The sequence below is a fragment of the Alteromonas sp. AMM-1 genome, assembly GCF_047290655.1.
Taxonomy (GTDB): domain Bacteria; phylum Pseudomonadota; class Gammaproteobacteria; order Enterobacterales; family Alteromonadaceae; genus Alteromonas; species Alteromonas mangrovi.
The window spans coordinates 21,963-28,652 of sequence record NZ_JBLBUE010000033.1; the positions used below are offsets into that span (position 1 = coordinate 21,963).

Below are 6,690 nucleotides of genomic sequence, written 5' to 3' on the forward strand. Positions count from 1 at the left end.
TATTGGCACAGGCTAATTGCAGACCGCTTCCAACAACCCGATCCTGTCTGCGGAACTAACCCTACAGAGTGCAAAAAGCCGAGCATGAATGAAATTTCACATTATTCCTACGTACCGAGCACGGAAAAAAGTTCACTTCTCATCGTGACATTGCGCCGTTTAGATGCCGCCCAATGATTAATGAAATGTTAATAAATATCGTGCATTCCGTAACTCGCTTAGGTATGCTCGTAGTACAACAATAAGACGTCAGTGTGGAGCAACGGCGCTTAACTGTGGCAGTTTTGCACCCGCTAATCACATCGATTAGCCATCAGGCGGAGTTAAACATGCACCCTCTCGTTGAGAAACTGAGGCTGGAGCCGCACCCGGAGGGTGGGTTTTACCGGCAGATTTATCGGTCAACAACTGAAGTGAGATCGCCAAAGCACGGGTTATCCCGCCCGGCGGTAACACATATTTATTTTTTACTGCTGAAAGGACAGGTTAGCCGGTTTCACCGCGTGCTTCATGATGAAATCTGGAACCACTACAGCGGCGCGCCCTTAACGCTTTATCAACTACATCAGCAACAACTGCATGAAAAGCGCATTGGCGGTAATGATAACGACATGGCAGCTATCGTGCCGGGTGGTCATTTTCAGGCCGCACAAACCACCGGCGACTATTCACTGGTAGGTTGCTCGGTTGCTCCGGGTTTTGATTTTGCGGATTTTAGCTTTATTGACGAACCGTCGGTGCGTCAATGGATAGAACTGGCGCATCCACACTTAAGTAAGTTTCTATAAGTAAGTTTCTATAAGCGGCCCCCTCACCAGCGCGAGGCTTGTGGCCGCTTCTTTTCATTGTGTCTACGCGCTTAGTAAAGCCACGCGTAACTAAACTTCATAAACACGGATTTATCAGTAGTGGTAAGTCCGGTTAATGGGTTTTCTTCAACAGCAGCGCTGGACACGCCCACAAAGAAACGCGTTAGCGGATTGAGTTTATAGGAATACAACAACTGGCCGCCCAAAGTACGTGTGACCGGCTGCACCTCAAAGGTATAGTTGCTCTGGTTGCGATGCGTGTTGTTGTATATGCCAATCAGTCGCACAAACTGTCGGGTATCCAATTGATAGGTGAGTCGCAGATCGGAAATCCGCGCAGTAAATAACGTTGCACCGGCCACATCCAGATTGCTGTATAGCTGCGTGAATCGAACCTGTGTGTGCTTACCTAAATTCACGTCAATCATGGACTCTACAAACAGTTCGTTACCCAGCCGGTTATTGGCAAAGTCTATCTGGTCGCCTTTACTGGCAAAAGTACTTACAAAGAGTGTGGGGTTGGGCCGCGTTTCAACATAAACATTCACGGATTGTTCTTCAAATCTATCGGTATTGCCCGTTACCGCCAGTGTTGACGGGTCACGACGCAGCCCCACTCTTTCGCGCTTTACGGCACCCAGCTCAAGATACGACTGCCACTTTCCGCGAATATTAAATGTAGCTTCCAGCTCGCGCTCTATCAGCTCGCCGTTATCGTTATGCGTGAGATCCCAGTCCCCTTTTAGCTGAATGCGGTTCCACCAGCTCCCTTCGTTCCAGAAATTGTAGCCGCCACCGACCACGGATTTATTAAAATCTGCCTTGGTTTCAAATCCCAGATCGGCGCGAAAACCCGCATCGTTTTCGTAGCGATCAGCGCGGAAGAACCAATCCTGTTCTTCGTGGCGATAATTCACTCGCCAGGCTGTGCCGCTAAATGCCTCGGTTAATCGGGTACGAAGTGCGGTTTCTGAAAAGTCTTCTTTAGTTGTGCAGTCGTCGCCACAAAAATTGAGGTATAAATCATCCGGGTACTGCGTGTTAGACACCACATATTGCGCGCGAATAGTGTCTTGTTGAGTAAGCCGGTATTTTACGTCCAGCCCGTTCACAAAGTTGTGGTAATCACCTGCTTGCCTGAAGGTCGTCACCGACCCCACTGATAAATCATTGTTGTAGTCGAAACGATAGCGAAGTGCGCCATTGAGTGATTCTTCTTCGAGTACCGCCACACCTGAACCAATATTCCCCGGCACAATAAAGGCGGTATTGGCATCGTCGGCCATAAACACGCCAAACGTATGGCGCTCTTTCTGCCCGGTTAGCTTTAAGCCGTAATCCGGAGAGCCAATGTTACGGGTATACACCAGACGTTGATTCGACGAAAAATAGTCGGCATTTTCCACAAAAAATGGGCGCCGCTCATCGAAGAAAAGTGCAAAGGTATTGTTAATGCTCACCTGCGCATCATCGGCTTCTACCTGCGAGAAATCCGGATTGAGCGTTGCCTGCAAAGACATTTCAGGGGTAATACCCCATTTTATGTCCAGCCCCGGTTCGACAACTTCTATGTCATCCCATTGATTCGACGAAAACGGATCGCGACTGCGGCCTTTTCCCAATACCAGAGTAGGTACCAGCGCAAGGTTCTTTCCTTGGGTTGCCTGTTCGAATCCTTTTACGTCGCCAAGCTGACAGAGTGAGCAGGCATCGTTGCGATCCCAGGGAATGTTGGCAATCCGCAAGCGTTCCTCGCGCGGATAGAATCGAATAAATTCCGCTCCCCACAGCTTACTGCGCTCGCCTTCCTCAAAATTCATAATGCGTAGCGGGATAGCCACTTCCACAATATACCCATGGTCATTAATGACACCGGCTGATTCCCAAATCGCATTCCAGCTGTCACTTTCATTCCCGGTCATTTCGTTTTGGATGGCATCGGCCTGCACTCCAAGAGGATTGATAAAGAACTGATACGCCAGCCTACCGTTATTAAAGGTATCCAGTTTGATGCCAACCAGGTCGTCGCTCCATACTTTATCGCGGTCGCGGAAGAATGCGCGGATCTGCTGAGGGTCAGGATCCTCGGCAATAAAGGCAATGTGCAGTGTTTCGCCGTCTTCAAAAAGCTTAACCTGCGTAGCCACAGGTGGAATGGTATTGTTGTATGGCCGGGTTACATATTCCAGCGAAATAACCTGGGCATGCTGCCACTGGGTCTCATTCAGTTTGCCGTCAATGGTTACCTCGCCCTCGATAAAAGGAATATGGGTAACAGTTTGCTGTTCAGTGCCACTGATCAACAGGTCATTGGCAAGTGCCGGATTCAGGCATAGGGCAGCCAGCAACAGCCAGCCTGTACTTCGCAATCTCATCGTTGTGTCTACTGTCTTCAATCCGCGGGCGACTATGCCACAGGAACACAAAATTCCTATGTAATGTCGATAGAGTTTAGAAGACACGCGGCGAATTGTTAAAATTATTAACAATTCGTTACATTAAGCACAATTTCTAGACACTTAGCGGGCGCTGCTGATGCGAAAAGTAATGCCCAACCAGATTTTCCAGGTGCACTATTGAAGCACGATTAACCGGCGCAGGCTGGCTTGTATCGAGCTGATTAAAGCGCCCCATTCCAGCCAGAATGCAATACCAGGACGGGCGCAGGTATACGAGTTCTGAATCAAGATGATCCAACGCGGTTTCGAAGCAGGCACCGCTATCCCACTTTTCCAGCAAATACCGCAGATTGTCAGGCACAACCATATCGTGCCGGCACGCAGTCCAATAGGCTGAATCTATACGGGTGTTCAGGTAATAATGCGCAGCAATGTAATCGCGAATGCCGTCGAACATGCGATTCATTTCGCAGTTGTATTCCTGTTGTGCGCTGGCCAACGGTTTATCCGAGCCAACACCATCCACCAATTGATAAAGCGCGTATTGCACCAGCATAAGCGCCGTCGCCTCCAGGGGTTCAATAAACCCCTGAGCTAAGCCAATCGCAACACAGTTACCTTGCCAGTGCTGCTCTAAGCGTCCAACCTCCATATTCAGATGGCGAGCGGGTATGCCGTCATCAACATTTAACGCCTTGCGCAAGGCCGCTTCGGCTTCGTCGGCAGAACAAAAATCAGCACTGTAGACGTAGCCATTGCCAATTCTGGTAGTCAGTGGAATTTGCCACATCCAGCCGCTATCCATACCAACCGAGCGGGTCTGAGGCGCAATAGGATCATCATTTCCATGCATTGTGGGCAGTGCAACAGCGGCATTGTTGAATAACGTATCACTGTAACGTTTAAACGGCGCGTTCAGCGCTTTTTTCATTAATAAGCCAATAAAGCCAGAGCAGTCTATGTATAAATCCGCACGCAGTTCATCGCCCTGTTCCATGCGTAAGCCGGTGATATGATTGCCCTGCGTGTGTACGTCGGCGACTTTTCCTTCCCGGTGATTTACACCCAGTGTCATGGCGAACGACTTCAGACGCAGGGCTAATTTACTGGCATCAAAATGGTAGGCGTAGTCGATATCCCCGGGTAATTTGCTGCTTTGCGGTGTAACCCGTTTTCGCACCATTTCAGCGGCACTAAAGTAATGTTCAGGCTTTACATCGGCATTTGCCAGGCCGCTTCGCAACTGCTGGCAGCTATTAAAAAACAGCTCGCCGGTGTGTTGATCGAGAGGGGTAAAAAATGGATGGAAGTACTGAGAAAAACGCGCGCTGTTTGTCCAATTGGCGAACTCAATGCCGGTTTTATAGGTAGCATCACAGTCAGGCATCCAGTCTTGCTCCTGCCAGCCCAAATCAGCAAAAAACTGCTTTAGAAATGGCGTTGAACCCTCGCCCACTCCAACGGTGCCAATTTGCGATGACTCAATCAGGGTAATGTGAGTACTAGTGCCCCATTGTTTCGCCAGATACGCCGCACACATCCAGCCGGCGGTACCACCACCAACAATAATAACTGATGCCGGATGTGTTTGATTCATCATTACGACCGTTTAGTTGATTCTCGAACTACCAGCTCTGGCACAAACACTTGTGCCGGAATGGCTTGCTTGTCATTGCCAAGCTTACGAGCCTTCAACGACTGGATCAGTGTGGACGTCGCGCGCTGGGCGATTTTATCAGTAGGCTGGGAAGCCGTTGTTAATGGCGGAAAGGTTTGCCGGGAGAATGGGCTGTTCTCGAACCCGGCAATCGCCAGGGCTTGCGGTACATCCACCCCTCGCATGCGCGCACCGAATAGTGCACCTGCAGCGATCTCATCGTTACAGGCAAACACCGCAGTGGGCTTCTTGGGCAAGCTCAGCAGGGTTTCAATGCTTGTAACCCCGGTACCAAACGAGTAAGTGCCTTCGACCACGAATTCAGGATGTTGTGGCAATCCATGCGCAGCCAACGCGGCAGCGAAGCCTTTTTGACGCTCAATGGTAGAGTTATGCTGCTTTTCACCCGCGATAAAACCAATATCGCGATGCCCCTGTTGAATAAGATGCTCAGTAATTTGGTAAGCCGCCTGGAAGTCGTTAACCAGCACGCAGGGCTGACCGCTCTCAAGCGCTTCGCTGCCCGACAAAATACGCACATAACGCACCCCTTTCTCGTCAAGAGAAGATAGCACTTCTGGCATTTCCGAGAGCGGCGGCGACAGAATCAATCCGGCTAATCTTGCGCTGTCCACCATGCCAAGAATTTCCTGAATGATGTCGCGACTGCTGGCATCACAGGGGTGAATGAGCAATTCGTACCCGTTCGCCCGGCACTCATTTAAAATCCCTTTTTGCATATCGATGATGTAATACGCGTTAGGGTTGTCGTACACGTACCCAAGCACATAGTTGTCGCGCCCGGCCAAATCCCGCGCCGCCTTGTTGGGTTTGTAGTTAAGCAGGTCAATGGCCGCTTGCACCCTGGCCAGCGTGTCGGGCTTAACCGTACCTTCGTTATTTATTACACGAGAGACCGTTTTAATGGATACACCGGCATGTTCGGCAACACTTTTAATTGTGGCAGACATTGCGCCTCCAGATTAAATTTTATCCAAAAATAATTCTTTTTAATTTTTGTGTTTGCAAACGTTAATTTGTTGTTGTAACGTTAACACTCAATGACAGCGTTGTCATCCATTTTTTAAGAAATCTGACGCGTCTGTCATTTTATTTGTGAGTCAAATGACAGCGTTGTCATCCTTCTGAGAACATTCCTTACAAGAACAAGGATTTGAGTGATGAAACAACATAAAATAAATACACTAACTCGCGGGCTGCGTCTCGCCTTCACCGTCGGAGCAATGGCAGCCACTGCAGTACCTTGCGCAATTGCGCAAGAAGGTGCCGATACGACAGAAATCATTGAAGTACGTGGCATTCGTGCCAGTCAGAAAGCCAATATCAATACCAAGCGCTTTTCTGATTCAGTAGTTGATGCCATTACCGCAGAAGACATTGGTAAGTTCCCCGACAAAAACGTGGCGGAGTCTTTATCCCGTATCCCGGGTGTGACTATCGACCGTGACTTTGGTGAAGGTCAGGGTGTGACCATCCGTGGCGTACAGCCAGACCAAAACCTGACATTGGTGAACGGTCAGGCAGTGGGTACTGCGCAGTGGTTCGTGCTGTCAGACGCAACACGTAACTTTAACTTTGAGATCCTGGCATCTGAAATGGTAGCAGGCCTTGAAGTGTATAAATCATCTCAAGCCGACCTGGACGAAGGCGCGCTGGGTGGCACGGTAATTCTGCGTACCCGCAAGCCATTGGATCTGGATGCCAATACGGCACAGGTATCGGTAGAAGCTCAGTACAACGATATTTCTACCGAAACGGATCCATCGCTTTCAGGCCTTTACAGCTGGAAAAACGACGACGGCAC

General features: G+C 49.5%; 5 protein-coding genes. 2 read left to right on the forward strand and 3 right to left on the reverse strand.

All coding sequences use genetic code 11. The features are described 5' to 3' along the window. The first annotated feature begins 329 nt into the window (after positions 1 to 329). On the forward strand, positions 330 to 788 hold the full coding sequence (locus tag ACLR2L_RS08330; RefSeq protein ID WP_140958932.1) for a cupin domain-containing protein: 459 nt from the start codon (positions 330 to 332) through the stop codon (positions 786 to 788). 71 nt (positions 789 to 859) lie between these two features. Here the strand turns inward: ACLR2L_RS08330 and ACLR2L_RS08335 are convergent, their stop codons facing one another. The 3 genes from ACLR2L_RS08335 to ACLR2L_RS08345 all read right to left on the reverse strand — a co-directional run bounded on the left by ACLR2L_RS08335 (position 860) and on the right by ACLR2L_RS08345 (position 5,836). Beyond that, the gene (locus ACLR2L_RS08335) at positions 860 to 3,184 is read right to left on the reverse strand and encodes a DUF5916 domain-containing protein (RefSeq protein ID WP_413367338.1); all 2,325 of its coding nucleotides are present in this window, start codon (positions 3,182 to 3,184) and stop codon (positions 860 to 862) included. Positions 3,185 to 3,320: 136 nt separating this feature from the next. Next, positions 3,321 to 4,808 carry a tryptophan halogenase family protein gene (locus ACLR2L_RS08340; protein ID WP_413367340.1) on the reverse strand — a complete coding sequence of 496 codons (1,488 nt, stop codon included), beginning with the start codon at positions 4,806 to 4,808 and terminating at the stop codon, positions 3,321 to 3,323. Continuing rightward, positions 4,808 to 5,836: a LacI family DNA-binding transcriptional regulator gene (locus ACLR2L_RS08345; protein ID WP_413367342.1), complete on the reverse strand. Its 1,029-nt coding sequence runs from the start codon at positions 5,834 to 5,836 to the stop codon at positions 4,808 to 4,810. Before ACLR2L_RS08345 ends, ACLR2L_RS08340 begins: the two co-directional genes overlap by 1 nt. 210 nt (positions 5,837 to 6,046) lie before the next feature. Between ACLR2L_RS08345 and ACLR2L_RS08350 the strand changes: the two genes are divergently transcribed. Then, positions 6,047 to 6,690 (forward strand): TonB-dependent receptor plug domain-containing protein (locus ACLR2L_RS08350; RefSeq protein ID WP_413367344.1); only part of this gene is annotated, 644 nt, incomplete at its 3' end.